Source organism: Pseudoalteromonas sp. UCD-33C (genome assembly GCF_001306895.1).
Lineage (GTDB): Bacteria > Pseudomonadota > Gammaproteobacteria > Enterobacterales > Alteromonadaceae > Pseudoalteromonas.
The window spans coordinates 1-19,865 of record NZ_LJTB01000001.1; the positions used below are offsets into that span (position 1 = coordinate 1).

Sequence of the window (19,865 nt, forward strand, 5' to 3'; positions counted from 1 at the left end):
CATCTCTACTCCAGARCAAAGTATTTGTTACTGGCATTTTCAATTATCAAAAATCTATTTTGTTTTTAAATTTATTTTAAAGGAATTACATGACTAACGTAGCCAACTCCCAAGGCAACGCAAGCACGTTTACCATTCTGATAGTATTGGCTTTAGGCACATTCATTTTAGGCCTATCAGAATTTTCTATGATGCCAATGTTGCCCCTGATCAGCGAAACATTTTCGTCTACGCCAGCGCAAAGTGGTTATGCCATCAGTGCTTACGCGATAGGCGTAGTCGTCGGTGCACCGCTATTTATGATCACAACCGCCAACATGCGTAAGCGCAATGCACTGTTGATGTTTGTCAGCATGATGTTTTTATTCAATGGCTTAAGTGCTTTTGCAAACTCACTTGAGCAACTTATTTTATTTCGATTTTTAAGTGGTTTACCACACGGTGCCTACTTCGCCGCCGCTATTTTATTGGCAGCCGACATTGCCCCTGCCGATAAACGCGCAAGCTTTATGTCAAAAGTATTTATGGGTTTAACCATTGCTACTATTGTTGGTGTGCCCATGGTCACATTAGTGGGGCAAAACTTTAGCTGGCGTTATTGTTTAGCGGGCACAGCTGTACTTGCGTTAGTTGCCTTGGTATTGATTGTGAAATACGTACCTAACGTAAAAAATACCGCGCCAACATCGATTCTCGATGAGTTAAGTGTATTAAAGAATAAGCTCGTATGGACCATTCTGGGTATCATCATTATAGGTTTTGGTGGTGTATTTTGTGTTTACACGTACATTGCCGACACTATTTTAGAAGTCACCCATACCCCTGCTTACACTATCTCTATTGCTATGATCATGTTTGGTATTGGCTGTACTTTAGGTAACTATGTATTAGGTAAAGCCGCCGACCACTCACCGCTGAAAACCACAGGGGCTGCGCTGATTGGTGCTGTGGTATTTGCAGCCAGTTATGTAAGCGCAAGCCATAATATTTGGCTGTTATACGCGGTGATTTTCTTTATTGGTTTTAGCGTGGGTTTAGGTACCGTGATCCAATCATTATTAATGGATGTATCACCACAAGGCCACGCCATGATTGGTGCGCTGGTGCAGTGTGCGTTTAATACAGCTAATGCGATTGGCCCTTGGCTTGGCGGCATGGCTATTGCCGAAGGCGCACTCCCTAGTCAAACAGGCTATGTTTCGGCGGCACTATTCTTAGGTGGTTTTTTAATGTGGTCGTTAAGTGCAATGCAAATGAAAAGACAAAGCTGTAAGCCTTAAGCTCTCAGCTCTCAGTCTGATCGCTGAAGGCTGAAGGCTTATTCATCCTGAAATATCTCTTCGATACTCAGGTTGAATAAACGCGCCGCTTTAAATGCTAATGGCAAACTTGGGTCAAATTTACCTTTTTCAATCGCATTAATAGTTTGCCTAGACACATCCAAAAGCTCTGCGAGTTTCGCTTGGGTGTAGTTGTGCTCAGCACGAAGCACTTTCAAGCGGTTTTTCATTCTTCGCCCTCGTCGTTTAACTGCTTATTCATCATTAAAAGACTCACTAAATAGGTTAAGCTCATAAAGATTACGAGGTGCGATATATCTTCTTTAAAGCTTATTAAACCGCTTGATTGCACCACCGAATAAGCTAAACCAAATACCAAGCTTGCACCCAAAGTAATGGCCATTGCATTAAGGTGCATACGCTGCTGAAGCTCATCCATTCCTTGTAGTTGTCGCTTGTTCGATAAAATCATCATGATGCCAACTACGACATTAATTAAGATTGCTACAACACTATAAACAGCCTGCTCTTGCCATAAAAAATGTGGTCCAAATGAGGCAATTGCTAAAGTAATCACCCATGCAGATGTCCATTTAGCGAGGTTTAGCGTGTTCTGCTTATTACGTTGTTTAAAGGTTAATCCTGTTTGATTCATTATTCTCACCTTGAAAGTAAAGTAAACTTGACTAAAGATTAACCTAGCAACACAAAAAGTCAAACAAACTTTACAAAAAGTTTTATATACACGACATCAATATGATTTTTTAATGTCAGAAAAGGCAAGGCGCTTGCTGTTGATCTCATAATATTGTATTAATCAAAGAATTCCGTAATCTAATATAAAATCGGTCCAATCGGACTGCGTTTCTAACAATAAAAATGAAGATAACACTATGAATACGGCACTGTTTTTCGTTGGCGAATGGCAAGTTACTCCGGCCACTAATTCAATCAGACGCGGTGAACAAACAAAGCATCTTGAACCCAAGGCGATGGATGTATTACTGCTGCTTTGCGAAAAACAAGGTGAGCTACTAACAAGTGAAGAAATTATCAGCCACTGCTGGCCAAATGTAGCGCTCGGTGACAATCCCCTGCATAAAGTGATCACCCAATTACGTAAAGCCTTTGAAGATAAAGCAAGCGATCCGCATTACATAGAAACCATTCGTAAACGTGGTTATCGGGTTATTGCCGAAATCAACTTTCCACTCAACGAAGAACAAAAAGCCAGCCAAACCAGTTGGCAAGGTGATTCGCCCTTTGTTGGCTTAAGTGCATTTGCACCAGAGCAAGCCGATGTGTTTTTTGGTCGTAACAAACAAATTGCCACTTTGTTACAGCGGGTATCGGCTCAAATAGAATTTGGTCGCGCATTTTGCTTAATTTTGGGAGCCAGTGGTTCAGGTAAATCGTCGTTAGTTAACGCAGGTGTATTGCCCGCTTTAATGTCGAGTAATGGCTACGATGGCATTAGAGTACACAGTTACTGCCAACTCGACTTTGCCGATGTCAGCAAAGAGCGCTTACTGCTTGATTTAGCCTCAACCTTGCTCGATTTAGAAATAAACGACGCACCTGTACTTAGCGATATAAGCGCCGATGCGTTGGCTGAATTGTTATTAACAGATCCAGAACTGGTTATTTCTCGCTGTAAAGCAGCACTTGCAGCGCTAAATGCAGAGCGCACTACGCCCTATCTATTTTTATTTATCGACAGGCTCGAAGTGCTATTGTCATCGCCGCTATTTAGCGATGACGAGCGCAACCAGCTGTTAGCACTTATTGAGCGCTTAGCAACAAGTGGCTGCATGATCATTTTTAGTGCCTGTCGTAATGACTTTTACCCGCAAGTAGTGAGTCAACCAAGTTTAATGGCAGGTAAAGCCAATGGCGCACATTTTGACTTATTAGCGCCAACTCGCTCTGAGCTAAAGCAAATGATCCGTTTGCCAGCACTTGCAGCAGGCTTAAGTTGGCAACATCACCCAGAGCATCACACACCGCTTGATGAACAACTTTGTAACGATACTGCCAATAACCCTGATGCATTGCCAATGCTGCAATACACCTTGCAGCAGCTTTACTTGCAGCGCAGCCCAGACAACGAATTATTGTTTTCTGAATACCAAGCGCTTGGCACTATCGAAGGAGCCATCGGCCAAAAAGCCGAACAGGTATTTTGCCAATTACCCAAAGACCAACAAACTGAACTTGCCACAGTTCTTTCTAAGCTGATCACTTTAAACCCAGATGGCGAAACACTCACCAGCCGTGCTGCACATTGGAGCGAATTAACCAGCCCTGCTGCGACCAAGCTTGTTCAGGCTATGGTCGATAGCCGCTTGTTTGTATCACACCTTAAAAATGAACAAGCCTGTTTTAGCCTTGCTCACGAAGCGCTGCTACGCCATTGGCAACGCGCCATAGATTGGGTGAAAGAGCACCAACAAAGCTTAGCAATTCAAAGCCGTGTGCAACTAGCTACCGAGCGCTGGCTGATTGAGCATAAACACAGTGACTTTTTATTAGCGCAAGGCAAACCGCTGCAAGAAGCACAAACCCTAGTTAAAAACCCTATGTTTAGCTTATCGAGTGACGAACAAGCGTTAATTAAAGCCTCTAACAACAAAGCCAAACGTAAAAAACGCGTGTTACAAATAACAGCGGCTGCACTTGTGTGCTTAACCTTTATTGCCACATTTATGAGCGTACGCAGCTATCACGCCGAACAAATAGCAAAACAAAAACGCCAAGAGGCCGAAAGTTTATTGGGCTTTATGGTCGGTGAATTTGCCGACAAACTCAGAAGCGTTGAACGTATGGATTTACTGGATGGTATTAGCAACAAAGCCCTTGAGTATTTTACCAACCAAAACGAAGAAACAGCGTCACTGTTTGACTTTAGCGATAAACAAGCCGAGTTTAATAACCGTTTTCAATACGCTCAAACCTTAGAGGCCATGGGCGAAGTCGCTTACTCGCGCGGCAAAACCGACGAGGCCTTCACTGCCTTTGAAAATGCACGAACGCGCCTAGAATCATTACTAAAAATTCAACCCAACAACCTAGATGTTTTAATGCTCGCAGGGGCTAATGCTTTTTGGCTTGGGCAATTACATTATGACAACAGCGACTACAATGCGACCGAACCTTGGTTTAAACGGTATCAAGAGTACAGCGAACAAATGTACGCGTTAGCGCCCAATGACTTTAATTCAATTATGGAGCTATCTTACTCACACAATTCACTTGGTTCACTGTATATAAAGCAGTTTAACTACGCTCTCGCAAAACAGAGCTTTACAGAATCTTTAAAACTTAAAAACCAAGCTCTTGAGCTTAAACCTAATAACAAAAATTTATTACGCGATAAAACAGACACCATTAGCTGGATTGCAACCACAGAAGAGAGGCTCGGTAATTTAAACGCTGCACTCGAAATGCTTGAACAAGCCTCTCAACAGCTAGTCAACATGCTTAAAACGTCATCGAATGATGCAAGTTTGCAAAGTCATTTAGCAAACACTTATATGCAGCAAAGCTTTTTATTGAGCTACTTCCCAAATAAGAGAGCGGCATTTTTAAAAGCAGAAAAAGCAACCAACGCAATTAATCAAGCAAGAATACAAGATCCAAAAAATCAAAACTTTCAACGCACCTTTTACAGAACGCTTGCATACCAATTAATGCTGTTAGATAAAAATAAAACTAGTGAAAGGGTAAAAGATGTTTTGAGTTACATTGATAACCAAGGGTTTTCAAATATAACTTTAATAAACATTCAAATAGATGTCATTCATTATTTAATAAATCGAAACCTTTTAAGTGAAGCCGAAGTCCTTTTATTAAAATTAGAAAACAACTCAGACTTAATTGAGAGACTATCTGATACTAAAAAAATAGAAAACAACTCTATCCTAATAAAGATTAACTTAATTAAAGCAAAGCTTGCTGAAGACAAAATAGCAAAACAACAATTTTGCCAAGCAACTATAAATACAATTGAGAAAAACAAAAATGGTAATAAAAGTATAAAAAGAACTTACCCACTTATTCAAGCCTACACCTGTTTAAACAAAGAAAGTGAGGTAGGCACAATTAAAAGTAAACTAATAGAGTTAGGTATTACTAACTTTGATCTATAAAAAACAACTAGAAGGTAATAACAATGAGCGAAAGTCAAACTTACAACTTTACAGTGAATGTTACACTTAACACTGAAAATGAAGCTGTATTCACATACTTCCAAGACGGTCAGCAAGTTTCTGGTGGCGGTACTGTCAATGAAAGAAACAGCCTCGGTATTTATACACTTGATGACGCAACTGTTGATGCTGGCTTTAAATTTACAGGTGCTAAATTTGCAAACCTTGAGGGTGATTGCAAGCAAGACTTTAGCTTTAAAGTCACTGATAATGGTCAAACAATTGAGATTGCCGATACAGATGATAATAGCGGTACTGCGTGTATGATTTTCATCGTAGAGTGCAATGGCACAAGCTATGAAAGTGCCGACCCGCAAGTAAAAAATGATAAAGAAGACTAAATACCTCTGTAAAAAGCTCCTTCTTAGGAGCTTTTTTACATTACAAAACAACAGATTAAAACCAGAAGATTACCAGAAGGTTAATTTGCACTTTTTTAAGTAACTTTATAGACACCAAAATCGTTTGCATCGGCAAAAAGGAAACGAACGTGTCTACTAATAAAAATGAACAACCGAGCACTGCTAAATCAGAAGCGAAGAGCGCACTTGCGCAGTCTATTAATTCAGAGCAACTTGCGCTGATTGCCCAAATGTTTCAGAACATTCCTGAAGGAGTGTTTATCATTAATGGTCAAGGCACGTTTGAATTTGCAAACCCGATGGCGGCTCAGCTTTTTGGAGACAACCAAGAAGCGTTAATCGGGCAAAACATTTTACATTACCTACACGACACCGACCGTGATAAATACATGTATACCCTACTCAGTTGGTTAGACCATAAAGACTCGCCGATAAGCCTTGGGCCAAACGAAGTTAAAATAAACCGCGCCGATAATAAAACCCTTGAGGCGGATTTATGTATATCGAGCCTGCCAAAAAATATTGCCGTTGCAGAAAATTTATTTATTTGTGTATTACATGATTTATCATCACACAAAGAGCAATATAACCGCTTAATAAAACAGGCTACTACTGACCATTTAACTGGCCTTGCAAATAGATTAACCCTTGAAGAGTCATTAAAAGAGCATTGGCAAGAAAGCGTACAAACTAATCAAGCTATTAGCACTATATTAATCGACATTGATTACTTTAAGTTATTCAATGACCGATTTGGTCATGTAAAAGGCGATAAATGCTTACAAAAAGTAGCCAGTATAATCGCAGAGTCACTTCCTTCTCGGGATTGTTTAGCAGCCCGTTATGGTGGTGAAGAATTCGCCATTATATTACCCCGCTGTCAAAAAGACACAGCCGCAGCTATTGCTAAACATATTCAAATAAAAGTAAATAACATGCCATTTACTGACATAGGTTTACCGAGTGATTTTAGAATAAGTGTAAGCCAAGGAATTGCTTGCGAGTTTAATAATCAATACCGTACTTCAGAGGCATTAATTTGCGCAGCAGATACTGCTTTATACCGAGCAAAAACAGAGGGCAGAAATAAAATCAGCATTAGCGCATAACAAAGTTAGTATAATGTAAACACCGTGAGCTAAATAGCTTGTTAAGATAATCATATAGTATACTTTTATGTTATTTGTTTGTTCCTTTTTTATTGATAAACTGCGAAGCGAAATCAACGTCAGAAGGGATCCAACAATGACATTTTTTAAAAAAGTACCTTTGCAACTCGCTATTGCAAGTACACTCGCTACATCAGTGACTGCAATCGCTGCTGAGCAAACAACTGACAACACCATTCAAGATGTTGAAGTTATTTCTGTTACAGGTACTCGCCGTAGCCTTCGTAGCATTTCTGAAAGTACCGTGCCTGTCGATTTATTAACAAGCCGCGATCTATCAAGCACAGGCCAGCTTGATATGAGCCAAGTATTAGCATCACAATTACCAAGCTTTAACTACCCAAGTGCCACCATTGCAGATGGTACTGACCACGCTAAACCGGCTGTTTTACGTGGCCTTGCTCCTGATCACACATTAGTTCTGATTAATGGTAAACGCCGCCATGCCGGTGCATTATTAAACTTAAATGGTACGGTTGGCCGTGGTTCAACGGCAGTGGATCTAAATAATATTCCGACTTCTGCAATTAAACGTGTTGAGATTCTGCGTGATGGCGCTGCAGCTCAATACGGTTCTGACGCGATTGCCGGTGTGATCAATATTGTATTAAAAGATGCCGATGAAGGCGGTAGCGTGAGCTACACATACGGTGAATACGACACACAAATGGCTGGCTCTCCTCAGCTACTAAACGCCACAACTGATAGCGAAGGCAACTTAAGCTTTGAAACTGGCAGCGACCGTGAAGTAAACGACGGCATTACGCGTACAGCAAGTGCTAATGCGGGCTTTGCACTAGGCGATAATGGCTTTATTAACGTGTCAATTGAGTCACGTAATAACGAGCCAACAAATCGCTCTGGCTTTGATGCGCGTGAGCAATATAGCCGTGATGAAAATGGCGATTTAGATTCGCGTGAATTTGATTTCGACCGCTATAACCACCGCTTTGGTAAAGCCGATATCGAAGACTTCGCGCTTTTTTATAACCTAGGTTATGAGTTTGATAACTCGCTGTCGCTTTACTCATTTGCAAGTTACTCAAACCGTAAAGGTAACTCAGGTGGTTTTTATCGTCGCGCCAAAGATTCTCGTAACTTAACTGAAGTGTATCCTGACGGTTTCTTACCGCAAATTGATACCGATGTTGATGATTACTCATTTGCAATTGGTCTAAATGGCGAAACCAATGATTGGGCTTGGGATGTAAGCACCAATTATGGTCGCAACGATTTTGGTATTGGCGTAAGCAACAGCTTAAATACCTCGATGGGTGTTAGCAGCCCAACAGAATTTGATGATGGCTCGCTTGTTTATGAACAATACTTGGTGAACATGGATGCTAGCAACACACTAGATTTAGGTTTACCTGATGATGTGTTTGTTACGATTGGTGCTGAGTATCGTCACGAAAACTACCAAATCAAAGCAGGTGAAACAGCCTCTTACCTCACTGTATTAGATGACGATGGCAACCCAGTTGCTGCCGGTGGCGCGCAAGTGTTACCTGGTTTCTCACCAGAAAGTGCAACAGATAAAAGCCGTCATAACATTGCGGTATTTGCAGAGTTTGATACTTACCTAACTACAGATTGGAACCTTGTTTTAGCAGGTCGTTTTGAAGATTACAGTGATTTTGGTAGTACCTTTACCTCTAAACTTGCTTCGCGTTACAGCATTAACGAGTCGCTGTCGCTACGTGGTGCAATTAGCACAGGTTTTAGAGCGCCTTCACTTGCCCAAACATCTTATAAATCAGTAAGCACTGTTTTTGAAAATGGTGTGCCAAATGAAGTGGGTTTATTCCCTGTTGATGAGCCAGCAGCGCAAGCACTGGGAGCTCGTGATTTAGACGCTGAAGAGTCAGTTAATATGACGGCGGGTTTCATCTTTACGCAAGGCGGCTTTAGCTTAACCCTTGATGCGTATCGCATTGAAATTGACGACCGTATCGTATTGTCTGAAAACTTAAGCGGCCCTGAAGTTGAAGCGATTTTAGCCGAAGCGGGCGAAGTAAATACGCAGCGCGTTCGTTACTTTACTAATGCCATTGATTCACGTACGCAAGGCGTTGATATTGTTGCGACCTACTCATTAGGTTTAGAAAGCTATGGTGATTTACGCTTAAGTGCAGCAGTTAACTTTAACGACACCGAAGTGACACATGTTAAAGAAAACCCAGCAGAGCTAGAAGCCCTTGGCGATAGCTACGAGTATTTCTCTCGTCGTGAAATCACACGCTTTGAAAAAGGCACGCCAGCCGATAAATGGAACCTATCTGCAACATGGGATTATGAAAACTTCCAAACGACATTACGAGCAACTCGTTATGGTGAAGTAGTTGACACTGCAAGCAGTGAAGATGGTGATGAAGTACTTGATGCTAAATGGATTGCTGACTTAGAAGTGGCTTACCGCCCTGATGAGCAGTGGAAGTTTGCATTAGGCGCCAACAACCTTTTTGATCAGTACCCTCAAGATACTGTAAGTAATATTGGTTACAGCGATTTCAACCAAATTTTCCCTTATAGTGGCTTTGCGCCATACAGCTTAGATGGCCGTTTTATTTACGGTAACATCACTTATAGCTTCTAAAAAAATAGGGCGTGAAAGCAGTAATTGCTAACACGCCCTAACCTACAATGATAAGTGAATAAATTAACTAATTTGAATAGTGTGATACGCCAATAAAGTGCCATCACTATTTTGTGCTGTGTTTAAAATAAACTGCTCATAATCACTACCAAACACGTTATCGTTGCTAGCAAGGGTTGTATCTTGTTCACCACGTGATTTGTAATCGCTATGAGTGGTACAAATTTCTTTTGCAAACGCATCAGTAAAACAGAACTGACTGATTACATAGTCGTTATTGTTGTTTGCTACTTTAAAGTGAATATGAATAGTACGGCCAGAGTACCAACCTGGGAAATGCGTTTTAAAGTTCACACGACCACTGCTATCTGTGATCAATGAACCACGATACCAGGTACTTGCCTCAGCTTCGGCATCACCATCAGTACAGAAATCTCCCGCAAAACGTGAGCTATCAGAACTACTGCTAGTATCGCCCGAATAAATACCGCTGATATCACAGTGCCAAACCGAGATTTCGTAATTTGCTAATGGGTTACAGTCGCTATCGATTAACTGTAAGCACAGCATCATAGGTAAACCCGTTAGGCCATCAGAGATGTCTTCGTCTGAATCAGCTTGGAAGTAACATGGGCCTTCGGTTGTTGCTTGAGTCAGTGCTAACACACATGCGGTTGATGTTTCAAAAATGCTGTCATCAGGAAAGTCATCTGTAATAAGAGCTGTTGTGCCTGATACATAATCACTGTCGTTCGTGGTTGTTGTATCGTCTGTATCAGTGCTGGTGTCTGTATCTGTTGATGTATCGGTGTCAGATGTTGTATCCGTTGATGATACTCTGTCTGAGTTACAGCCTAAAAATGCCAACATAGGCACAGCAGCAACTGAAACACCTAATGTTTTAAGCATTTTTCTACGAGTATAAAGTTCAGGTTTTAAAGTCATCTTGTGCCCCTTCGCTAACATGAGTAATTAACGTCGAGTATAAAGAACAAATGTAGAGACTTTGTGTAGAAAAAATGGTGCTTTTATAGAGTGACTAGGATGCACATGCCAAAAAATAGACATTTATAGTATATTCATTTCTGGCTATTACATTTTACTATTACATCTATGAAGTTAATTCACAAACTCTTAATTACCAATCTTATCATTACGCTACTACTGGTGCTGACCATGTTTGGTCTAAATGCAATTTCCAATAAGCGTATGCTCAATAATGTATTTGAAGATATAGATAACGAAGCATTTAACCGTATAGCCACTGAAATTAGCCTGCAGTATCAGCAAACGGGTTCGATTGGGATGTTTATCGATTCTAAAGCCCTGTGGTATGAATTAATTAACCGTAATTTTCATTCAAGCCGTTTATTGTTTTCGCCCAATAGCCCAAAACCAGGAGAGCCCGGCCCTTTTCCATTAAATGGCCCTCCTGAAAAACGTATGCAAAATGAAGCGATGCCACCCCCCGATGACTTTGGGGTGCCACCATCGTTCGACCAGCCACCTGAATTTGACCCATCAAATGAGTTTAACGAGCCTGCTAACTTTGCTGACATGCATGAGTCGCCACCTCGCAATAAACCCATGCCTGATGACTTCATGCCCTTTGAAAAACGCCTAAGTTTGCTTGATGAAAAAGGCGAAATATTGATTGCAGGCAATACCGAAACTGAGGTCGTGAACGAGCAAGAAATCACCCACAATGGCGACGTTGTTGCAGTACTTCAACTGCATGCTAACCGCAATCATGTCAGCGCACTGACTCAGCATTACCTTAATACACAAATTAACATCAGTTTGTGGACAGCAGGGATTGGTTTATTAATTGCGTTATTATTTAGTTACTTACTCGCACGTCATTTTACGAACCCTATTTCGCAGCTGAAAAAAGGCGCAAAAGCCCTTGCAGAACGCGAGTTTGAGACCAAAATAACCGTCAACAGTAGTGATGAATTTGCGACCTTAGCGGATGATTTTAATCGTATTGCCACAGAGCTCAGACGCTTTGAGTCGCAGCAAAGCCAATGGCTCATGGATATTTCTCATGAGCTACGCACGCCTTTAACTATTTTAGAGGGTGAACTAGAGGCCATTAATGATGGCATTATTGAACCAAACCAAAAGGCAATAAGCTCACTGCAAGAAGAAGTGGCGCTGTTAAGCCGACTTGTGAACGACTTACATAAAGTTAGCTCACTCGACAGACACAGTTTTAACTATCATATGGAAACTATTGATTTTAATGCCTTGGTGGCCCTACAAGCGCATAAGTATGCGTTTAAATTTCAATCCAAAAATATCACGCTTAATGCCACCTTACCAGAGCAAACAGTGATGGTTTTAGCCGACCAAAATCGTATTACACAAGTTCTACAAAACATTTTAGAAAATAATTTACGCTACACCGATGAACAGCAAAAAGTCTGGTTAGATTTAACCGTGTCTAACCATCATGTATTTTTGTCGATAGAAGATTCAGGCCCCGGTGTTCCTGATGAGGCTCTTGAAAAACTATTTGATCGTTTATATCGCACCGATAGCTCTCGTAACAGAAAAACCGGCGGTTTTGGCTTAGGCTTGGCGATTTGCCAAACAATTGTTGAAGCCCATCAAGGAAAAATAAATGCAACTAAAAGCCGTTTAGGCGGTCTGTGTTTAACGTTAAAACTCCCGCTTGCAGAGGCGCAATAATATGTCAGAAACCTTAGCTAAACAGCATATTCTCGTTATTGAAGACGAAGTTAAAATTGCCGAATTAATAGAAAAGTATTTATATCTTGAAGGGTTTAAAACAAGCCTAATTCACGATGGCAACTGCGCACTGGATGCTGTTAATGAGCTAAACCCTGATTTGATTATTCTCGATATCATGTTGCCAGGCACAAATGGTATTGAGTTGTGCAGCAAGATAAGACAATACAGTGATGTGCCTATTATTATGCTTACCGCACGGGTCGAAGAAATTGATCACTTAATTGGTTTTGATGTTGGTGCCGATGACTATGTTACTAAGCCATTCAAACCAAAAGAGTTAATGGCGCGTGTGAAAGCTATTTTAAAACGACGCCGAATGCCAAGTAACAAACCAAGTACATTCAAAGCAGGCAATATTATTGTTGATCCGAGCGAATACAAAGTACTGGTAAAAAATGAAGAACTGAAACTTACAATTAATGAATTTAGTTTATTAAAAATATTAATTGCTTCACCTAATAAAGTTTTTTCACGCCAAGATTTACTGACCATGACCCAAGGGAAGTACTTTGAGAGCTACGAGCGCAGCATTGATTCACACATTAAAAACTTGCGTAAAAAGCTGACTCAAGCCGACCCTGATAGCCATTACATTGAGTCAATTTATGGCGTGGGATATAAATTTAAAATTTAAACAACCTTTTTCACACTTGCGACGACTAACTAAATAACATAACCCATTAGGACATCATTATGAATTTAGTACGTATTAGCATAAGTGCAATCTTAATCACGGCCACTACTGCTTGTATTGGCCTCTCTAATGCCAGCACAACAAACAACCAGGGTGATTATCGCGTTATCACTTTTAAAGACTGTAAAAAGGTAAGCGAAAGTCCCCTCAATAACGAGCAAATTGCAGCATACCTAGAGCTTGAGCGTGAACAAGTAAAACTTGAAGCACTCGAGCAACCAATTAATGACATAGAGCTACAAGTTACTGAGTACTCTGAGCAAATAGAAGCAATCACCGAAGAAGCAGTTGTTGAAGACGAGAACCACTTGCGAATTAATAAAAGTTTATTAAAAGAGCAAGATAAGTTGGCTAAAGAACTCAATAAACTTATGGCTGCTCATGATGCCGATTTTAAAGCACTGGAACAGCAAGCAAAATTAATTGAACATGCCGCTAAGCAGTTTGATAAAACTATGAAGCCTTTGATGGAACAAGGTGAGTCAACCCATCTACAAATTTTAGCGCCGGGTGAAGCCGAAAAACCAGGGTGTTTTTACACTATCTAAAGCACGTTACCTAGGTGTGCATAAAGTTTCGCATGTGATTGGCGAATGTCTTCTTTATGCACTTGCTTAAACCATTTTAATGCTTGATCTTGCTTTCCTGCTTGCCAATTGATTTCAGCAAGACGTAACTTATATATAGCAATCATATTTCGATCTGAGTCTGAGTCCATGTACTTAAGAGACTGAATATATACAGCGTCAGCTTGCTCATAACTTGCCAGAAGTTGGTGGGTACGCGCTAAGTTACCTAAAGCGACAGATATTTTGCGGTTATGGTTGGTTTTTAAAATCCAATCAGCAGCGGATTTTCGGCTTGCAAGTGCACCGTCTACATCACCTAATGAGTGATAAACATTTGCTTTATTCGAAGCCAGTTCAAAGTGAAAAATGGGATCTTTGCTTTTACCAAAGCGTCGCTCTGCCCTATCAAGAATTTGCAATGCCGTTTCTTTGTTGCCAAACACGTATTGCAAATTAGCCAATTCGACCATGCGCATAGGGTTACCAAAAGAGTCGAAGATTGCTTGCAGTTTTTCAAATGCTTTTGTGGCATATTTACGACCAGTTTCAAAGTCGCCTAAATAATGCATTGATTTAGCGTAATAAAAGTAAACTTGCACTTGGAAGACAACAGGCAATTCTTCACCGGTAATGAAAGGCTCAGTGCTATCTTTCAAGATTTGAAATTCCATTTTGTCGTAGAAATAATCAAACTGATAAGATTTAATTTCATACCAACGCGCAGATCCAAGCTCACTGCTTGCTAGCTGTTGATTAATGTAATCTAAGCAACTAATTTGTGATTGTTGCTCACAAAACATCTCATGATCACTAAAGTTTTCAGAGGCATTGGCATTAAGGCTCGATAATCCTAACAATAACAAGGCTAACTTTTTCTTCATGCACTATTTTCTCAGCGATAACTCACTCAGAAAACTAACAAAATTTAATGCTTTGTAACAGTATTTTTTAATTAAATTGATAAGTGTAACCCAGCACTAAATTTTGATCTGAGCCGTAATCACTGTCTTCTGTTGCAGCAAATAGCTTAAAACTTTGTTGTTTATCAAATTGATAACTTGCACCAATAGCGGCGAAATAACCTGAATAATCGTTAGAACCTACCGAATACGCTGCTGCAGTCATTAATGTCCATTTTTCGGATAATGGCTTTAAAGCAAACGCCCCCAAATAACCACCATCACTACTGTTTGGAATAAGCACCCAACCCTCAGGGCCAGGTATTTCTGATGTTAAACACGCCCCTTGCCCTGCTAAACAAGCAATTTCACCATCAACATGGCTATAACCACCCATAGCGAAAATTTGCCAACCATAGGGCGCAATATCAAAGTAACTCAGTGGCATAAAAGTGCCAACACTATAGGTTGTGCGCTCAGCTCCTTGATCATAACTTTGCTTACCAAAGTTAAAATTAACAATGCCAATATCAAATAGCCACGAGCCACCAACACGCCATTCATCGCCATTGGCACTCACACTAGCATTAAGCTTTTTTACTGCTCCCAAACTTAGCGAACCAGTGATCCTTAATTCATCTGAATAACTTGCACCAAACTGAGTGACGACCTTGGTGGGATCTTCGCTCAGCTTAGTTTGTTCACCAGTTGTAGTTTGCGCCGCTGAAACATTAAACACTGACATTACCGATAAAGCAGCGAGTACTCCTTTTTTACCTAATACCATATTAACGTCCTTTTAGCTTGACTGAGTCACAATTCATAATAACTGTGTATTAGGTAAATAAAAGTGTTTATTTTATGTTCTTTTGAAAGTTATCACTAGAGGGGATTGATTTGTAAAAGCTGGCTAAACACTACTTTAGCCAGCATCCGATCCCTTAAAGAAGGAGTAAACTACCTAAACCTAGGAAGGTAACAAAACCGACGATGTCGGTGACTGTGGTCAGGATCACAGAACCTGAAAGGGCTGGATCGATTTTAAGCTTATCTAAAATCGATGGGATCACCACCCCTGATAACGAAGCAGCAACCAAGTTAAGTAAAATAGCGATAGTAATTGTTAGACTTAACATGCCATCATTGAACCAAAAATAAGTGAGTACACCAATCACAAAGGCCCAAACACAGCCATTTAACGCCCCCACTCTTAGCTCTTTTTTCAGCAGTGCTCTACGGTTGGAGTCGGTAACCTGACCGAGTGCTAAACCGCGCACAATAACCGTTAACGTTTGACTACCTGCAATACCACCCATTGAAGCGACAACCGGCATTAATACCGCCAGCGCAACCACTTGCTCGATAGTTGCACCAAACAAACCGATAAACCAAGAGGCCAAAAACGCCGTTGCTAGATTAATACCAAGCCAAATACCGCGGTTTTTTGCCGATTTAGTGACGCTTGAGAACAGATCCTCGTCTTCACGAAGACCACCGGCTTTTGCAGCGGCTTCGTCGGTGACTTCTTGGCGCAATTCATAAGCTGATGACACTGACAATCGGCCTAATAGTTTGTTGTCGGCATTCACAACAGGCATCGCCATTTGCTCACTGTGAATAACCACTTCAGCAGCTTCGTATAAGTCGTCATCAGCATGTAAAGCCGATACATCAAGGTTCGCGTAATCCAGTAGGCTGTCATTATCATTGGCTTTAAATAAAGCATTGATAGCCACTTCACCAATGAGAGTGCCCTTACGGCTGACTAGATAAATCACCTCGGTATATTGCGGTAAGCCTTTTTGAAAAATTTTACGCGCGCCTGCCACTGTGAGTTTTTCTGACACTTTTAAAGCATCAAAATCGAGCCAGTGACCTAACTGCTCTGGATTATATTGCTGTGCAAGGTCGTACTGTTTTGTTTGAACTTCATCAAGTTGTCTGCGTGCATAATCAACAAAGCGCTCAGGAATAATTTCTTCAAGTTCAAGTAACTCTTCTACGCTTACTTCGTCAAGTAGCTTAAAGCCTTCGGCTTCTTCTAGGCTTTGCAATAGCCAACGACAGCTGTCGCCACCTAGGTTAATGAAGATTTCATGTTGTGTATCTTCATCGAGTAATTGCCAAATCTCTAAACGCTGTTCTTTAGGTAAGGCTTCAAACAATAACGATAAATGCTCAGTAGAAAGCTTTTCTTTAGCATCAGCAAGTAACTTATTTTTACGTGTTGTGGTATCACACTGAAGCAAGTCATCAATTAACTGGGGAAGTTGGTCAACAGGATACTCAATCATTTGAGACCTCGGTTAATTACATCAATAACAATAGTCTAACGCAGCTCGGGGAAAATAACTGCTCTGAAAAGGTATATTTTTCCTAACATGATATGAAGCCAACTTTTAAAGTGAATTAACATTTGAAATTTCTGTATATACTATGCTTGAACAAACAAAATACAATTAAGATCTATTCTCATTCGTATTTTGATGTTACTATCTCGCCAATTTCCAAAAATAATTAATGCGAGTTTCCATATGGGTAACAAAATAAAGTATTTATCATTAGCAGTGGCGCTAGCACTCACTGGGTGCGGTGGTTCAGATGGCGACAAGGCTCCTCAGTTTACAAGCAGTAGCGCCTTTACCTTAAGCGAAGATAGCAGTCTTACCGGTCAACTAACTACCAGCGATGACGATTCAGTAAGCTATTCACTTGGCTCTGCAGCAAGTAACGGACTATTTTCATTAAATGCTGATGGCAGCTTTAGTTATACCCCAAAAGAAAATTTTGCAGGCCAAGACACGGTAACTGTTACTGCTACTGACGGTAACTTAAGCACAGATGCAGTGCTTACTTTTACGGTTAATAACGTTAACGATGCGCCAACACTTGCGAGTCAATCAATTTCTGTAACTACCTCGACTACAACAGAAGGTACATTAACTTTTAATGATGTCGACGGCGATACTGTAACTGTGTCTTTAGTATCACCTCCAGTCAACGGTACCCTAACTCTAGATGAGCAAACGGGGGCATTTACATTTACCGCAGAAACGCTGTCAGAAATTAACGACAGTTTTGTTATTGAATTTACCGATGGCAATATCAGCTCGCCTATCAGCGCAACTATTGAATTAAAACCTTCGTATGTTACGAACGAGGATAAACTCAATTACTACTACAGCTCAGATAAATCGTATCTAAAACAAGCTGAGGCAATCGGCGAAAACATTAATGATGATGTTTATATGAGTGACGTTAATGCTGCTCTGGCAATTGGTTATCTATTAGCTGGTTTCGACCAAAAAGCGATCGAACACTTTGATAAAATCACAACATTAAGTGACAAAGCAAACGCATACCGATTAACCGCACAAAAATTTGATGCTCTAGGTGTTGCAGAACAAGCAAGCTCTTACCGAGACCTCGCAGTAACCACTTATAATCAATATATTGCAAGCATAGGTGTTGAGAACCTAACATCTAGCGACGCTGCATTTTATTCGTATATTGCTAATGAATATAAAGATTCTGGTGAATTTACTCGCGCCGCAGAGCTTTATAAAACATTAGAGTTGTACGCAGATAGTGTTAGGCAAGAGAACTACACAACAGTTTATGGTCGTTTATTAACAGCATTTAGCAACGCTTCTAGTTCTGCTGTAGAAAGGTATTTAGCAGAGCCAAACGAAACAAATAAAGCGCTCGCTTCTGAGATAATTAAAACGTACGGTGAAGCTATTACCAAAACAGGCTACCAGTACGTTAGCAGTGGTGAATATAAAGGTGAAAAAACCGACAGATTGAAGTCTTATTATATTCAAGGTGTTATTGAACTGTCGATGCAAGTTAATGATATTGAGACTGCTAAATATTACGCTAACTATGCATTATCACTATTTGGTCATACTGGTTTTGATAGCAACTATTCATTTAGTGCAGCAACAAACTCTGCGGTAACACTTGCTACTTATCAATCACCTTTAGAAAAATTAACAGCCTATATTGGCAGTTTGTACGATATCGATTTTGCACAGAATCCTGCATTTAATTTAATTTCGACCGAAAAAGACCAAACTGATGCACGAGAGAAGTCTTATGCTTATCAAATTGCAAACAAAGTTATTGCTGGATTTAGCGTTGCAGATGCAATTGCAGATGCTAAAGATTACTTTATAGAACAAGATGATAATAACGTAACTAGCTTATATTGGGCTATGGCTGATGGTACAACCTCATCGGGTGCTGCCTCTATTGTTTATAGTTATGGCTACCCTGAGCTTGGTTTAGCGCTCTTAGACGAAGCAAGTAAAGTTATGTTTACCGAAGCCTATTTTGATCAACAGTCCTTCAGGAGCTCTCATCGTAGAACAGGTTGGCAGGGCTGTGCTCGCCATATTTCGCTTGATTTATTAATGGGCAGCGAAGAGCAAGCAAAAAGCCATGCCCTGCAATGTACTCAGTGGATGGAAGCAAATTCAGGAAAGCTATCTACAGAGCTCGATATTAAAGGTTATAGCGAATTAATTCGCACCTACAACATGGCAGGGATTAATGACAAAATACCTGAATTAGTAGCTAAAATGAAGGCTGAAATTGACAAGCTGGAAAATCCTGAAAGCAAAATCCCCCATTTAGTTTCTTACTTAGGTTACCTAAACGAAAATAACCTAACTGAGCTTGCAGTAGAATGGGTGCAAGAAGCCATTACCCTTGTTTCAAGCAATGCACAATCACTTGAATTTGAAGACTTTACTGACCTATTTGAAACACTTTATTTGACCCTAGTTAGTACAAAAGAAGTTGGTGATAAATATTTTGTACGCGATTCATTCTTTGTATCTCTAGCTAAGTACCAATCAAATAACGAACAGTATGCTGACATTTATCAATCGGTTCACAGCCAGCTTATTAGCATGCTAGATGAGTCAACCGAGTATTTATTAACTCAAGAAGATAAAGTTATTCAGGATAACGTAGAAACCTATGTATCTATGTATACTCGTTTAGGGCAATACAACAAAGCCGAGCAATTGATTAACTTAGATATAAATGCAGAGGCAGACAAATTAGCACTGTATGCTTTACAAGCATCTCTTGTAGCAACTAAAGATGATTTTCCGGGTAGCACAGTTGCAAGTGTTGATACTGATAACGATGGTAAACCAAACTTCTTCTTATCATCGGCAACACCTGACGCTATTAGCGACTCAGGGCTCACTGCTGATACCGATGCTGACAATGATGGTATTGAAGATAGTTTAGATACTACGCCATTAGGTGAGTAAATTATTGGCAAGTACATGTTTACATGTACTTGCCTACTCTTTG

General features: G+C 40.4%; 15 protein-coding genes. 9 read left to right on the forward strand and 6 right to left on the reverse strand.

The window, feature by feature from the left end; genetic code table 11:
- Positions 1-89: 89 nt before the first annotated feature.
- Positions 90-1,280, forward strand: a complete 1,191-nt coding sequence (locus AOG26_RS00005; RefSeq protein ID WP_054560656.1) for an MFS transporter — start codon at positions 90-92, stop codon at positions 1,278-1,280.
- A gap of 38 nt (positions 1,281-1,318) precedes the next feature.
- On the opposite strand, the gene AOG26_RS00010 is transcribed toward AOG26_RS00005, so the two are convergent.
- Both AOG26_RS00010 and AOG26_RS00015 read right to left on the reverse strand, forming a co-directional pair.
- On the reverse strand, positions 1,319-1,510 hold the full coding sequence (locus AOG26_RS00010) for a helix-turn-helix transcriptional regulator (RefSeq protein WP_054551820.1): 192 nt from the start codon (positions 1,508-1,510) through the stop codon (positions 1,319-1,321).
- Complete coding sequence (locus AOG26_RS00015) at positions 1,507-1,935, reverse strand: hypothetical protein (RefSeq protein ID WP_054560657.1); 429 nt, start codon at positions 1,933-1,935, stop codon at positions 1,507-1,509. The genes AOG26_RS00010 and AOG26_RS00015 overlap by 4 nt, the downstream gene beginning before the upstream one ends.
- Positions 1,936-2,173: 238 nt before the next feature.
- On the opposite strand from AOG26_RS00015, the gene AOG26_RS00020 reads away from it, so the two are divergent.
- The 4 genes from AOG26_RS00020 (at position 2,174) to AOG26_RS00035 (ending at position 9,615) form a co-directional block, all read left to right on the forward strand.
- Positions 2,174-5,428, forward strand: a complete 3,255-nt coding sequence (locus AOG26_RS00020) for an nSTAND1 domain-containing NTPase (RefSeq protein ID WP_054560658.1) — start codon at positions 2,174-2,176, stop codon at positions 5,426-5,428.
- A 23-nt stretch (positions 5,429-5,451) separates the two neighbouring features.
- Positions 5,452-5,829 (forward strand): DP-EP family protein, encoded by a 378-nt coding sequence (locus tag AOG26_RS00025; RefSeq protein ID WP_054560659.1) that lies wholly within the window; start codon positions 5,452-5,454, stop codon positions 5,827-5,829.
- A 149-nt stretch (positions 5,830-5,978) separates the two neighbouring features.
- Positions 5,979-6,959, forward strand: coding sequence for a GGDEF domain-containing protein (locus AOG26_RS00030; RefSeq protein ID WP_235575448.1), 981 nt, complete (start codon positions 5,979-5,981; stop codon positions 6,957-6,959).
- A gap of 136 nt (positions 6,960-7,095) precedes the next feature.
- A complete protein-coding gene (locus AOG26_RS00035; protein ID WP_054560660.1) occupies positions 7,096-9,615 on the forward strand; it encodes a TonB-dependent receptor plug domain-containing protein in 2,520 nt (839 codons plus the stop codon).
- Positions 9,616-9,678: 63 nt separating this feature from the next.
- Here the strand turns inward: AOG26_RS00035 and AOG26_RS00040 are convergent, their stop codons facing one another.
- Complete coding sequence (locus AOG26_RS00040; protein WP_082401530.1) at positions 9,679-10,560, reverse strand: dioxygenase family protein; 882 nt, start codon at positions 10,558-10,560, stop codon at positions 9,679-9,681.
- Positions 10,561-10,791: 231 nt separating this feature from the next.
- Between AOG26_RS00040 and AOG26_RS00045 the strand changes: the two genes are divergently transcribed.
- From AOG26_RS00045 to AOG26_RS00055, 3 genes are read left to right on the forward strand one after another with little or no spacing between them, the layout of a single operon-like run.
- Positions 10,792-12,309: an ATP-binding protein gene (locus AOG26_RS00045; RefSeq protein ID WP_054560662.1), complete on the forward strand. Its 1,518-nt coding sequence runs from the start codon at positions 10,792-10,794 to the stop codon at positions 12,307-12,309.
- A gap of 1 nt (position 12,310) precedes the next feature.
- Positions 12,311-13,006 carry a response regulator gene (locus AOG26_RS00050; protein WP_054560663.1) on the forward strand — a complete coding sequence of 232 codons (696 nt, stop codon included), beginning with the start codon at positions 12,311-12,313 and terminating at the stop codon, positions 13,004-13,006.
- Positions 13,007-13,065: 59 nt separating this feature from the next.
- Positions 13,066-13,614, forward strand: coding sequence for a hypothetical protein (locus AOG26_RS00055; protein WP_054560664.1), 549 nt, complete (start codon positions 13,066-13,068; stop codon positions 13,612-13,614).
- On the opposite strand, the gene AOG26_RS00060 is transcribed toward AOG26_RS00055, so the two are convergent.
- From AOG26_RS00060 to AOG26_RS00070, 3 genes are all read right to left on the reverse strand, one after another.
- Positions 13,611-14,516 (reverse strand): tetratricopeptide repeat protein, encoded by a 906-nt coding sequence (locus tag AOG26_RS00060; RefSeq protein ID WP_054560665.1) that lies wholly within the window; start codon positions 14,514-14,516, stop codon positions 13,611-13,613. The two genes, AOG26_RS00055 and AOG26_RS00060, sit on opposite strands and share 4 nt — an antisense overlap.
- A 67-nt stretch (positions 14,517-14,583) precedes the next feature.
- Complete coding sequence (locus tag AOG26_RS00065; protein ID WP_082401532.1) at positions 14,584-15,321, reverse strand: hypothetical protein; 738 nt, start codon at positions 15,319-15,321, stop codon at positions 14,584-14,586.
- Positions 15,322-15,475: 154 nt separating this feature from the next.
- Entirely contained in the window at positions 15,476-16,828 is a 1,353-nt protein-coding gene (locus AOG26_RS00070) for a magnesium transporter (RefSeq protein ID WP_054560666.1), read from the reverse strand.
- 240 nt (positions 16,829-17,068) lie between these two features.
- Here AOG26_RS00070 and AOG26_RS00075 point away from each other — a divergent pair, with 240 nt between their 5' ends.
- Positions 17,069-19,822 (forward strand): cadherin-like domain-containing protein, encoded by a 2,754-nt coding sequence (locus AOG26_RS00075; RefSeq protein WP_054560667.1) that lies wholly within the window; start codon positions 17,069-17,071, stop codon positions 19,820-19,822.
- Positions 19,823-19,865 lie beyond the last annotated feature (43 nt).